Origin of the sequence: Streptomyces pyxinae, assembly GCF_024756275.1 — a bacterium.
Classification (GTDB): Bacteria; Actinomycetota; Actinomycetes; order Streptomycetales; family Streptomycetaceae; genus Streptomyces; species Streptomyces pyxinae.
Genome location: NZ_JANUGQ010000065.1, coordinates 1 through 1,051 on the forward strand (window position 1 = coordinate 1; position 1,051 = coordinate 1,051).

The window sequence follows — 1,051 nt, forward strand, 5'->3', positions numbered from 1 at the left end:
CAACACAGTGGACGCGAGCAACTGAGGACAAGCCCTCGGCCTATTAGTACCGGTCAACTCCACCCCTCACGAGGCTTCCATATCCGGCCTATCAACCCAGTCGTCTACTGGGAGCCTTACCCCATCAAGTGGGTGGGAACACTCATCTCGAAGCAGGCTTCCCGCTTAGATGCTTTCAGCGGTTATCCCTCCCGAACGTAGCCAACCAGCCATGCCCTTGGCAGAACAACTGGCACACCAGAGGTTCGTCCGTCCCGGTCCTCTCGTACTAGGGACAGCCCTTCTCAATATTCCTACGCGCGCAGCGGATAGGGACCGAACTGTCTCACGACGTTCTAAACCCAGCTCGCGTGCCGCTTTAATGGGCGAACAGCCCAACCCTTGGGACCGACTCCAGCCCCAGGATGCGACGAGCCGACATCGAGGTGCCAAACCATCCCGTCGATATGGACTCTTGGGGAAGATCAGCCTGTTATCCCCGGGGTACCTTTTATCCGTTGAGCGACGGCGCTTCCACAAGCCACCGCCGGATCACTAGTCCCGACTTTCGTCCCTGCTCGACCCGTCGGTCTCACAGTCAAGCTCCCTTGTGCACTTACACTCAACACCTGATTACCAACCAGGCTGAGGGAACCTTTGGGCGCCTCCGTTACCCTTTAGGAGGCAACCGCCCCAGTTAAACTACCCATCAGACACTGTCCCTGATCCGGATCACGGACCCAGGTTAGACATCCAGCACGACCAGAGTGGTATTTCAACGACGACTCCACCCGAACTAGCGTCCGAGCTTCACAGTCTCCCACCTATCCTACACAAGCCGAACCGAACACCAATATCAAACTGTAGTAAAGGTCCCGGGGTCTTTCCGTCCTGCTGCGCGAAACGAGCATCTTTACTCGTAGTGCAATTTCACCGGGCCTATGGTTGAGACAGTCGAGAAGTCGTTACGCCATTCGTGCAGGTCGGAACTTACCCGACAAGGAATTTCGCTACCTTAGGATGGTTATAGTTACCACCGCCGTTTACTGGCGCTTAAGTTCTCAGCTTCGCC

Annotated in this window: 1 rRNA gene; it reads right to left on the minus strand. The window is 56.2% G+C overall.

The features are described from left to right. Positions 1–23: 23 nt before the first annotated feature. Positions 24–1,051 (minus strand): 23S ribosomal RNA (locus NX801_RS30595); the annotation flags it as partial.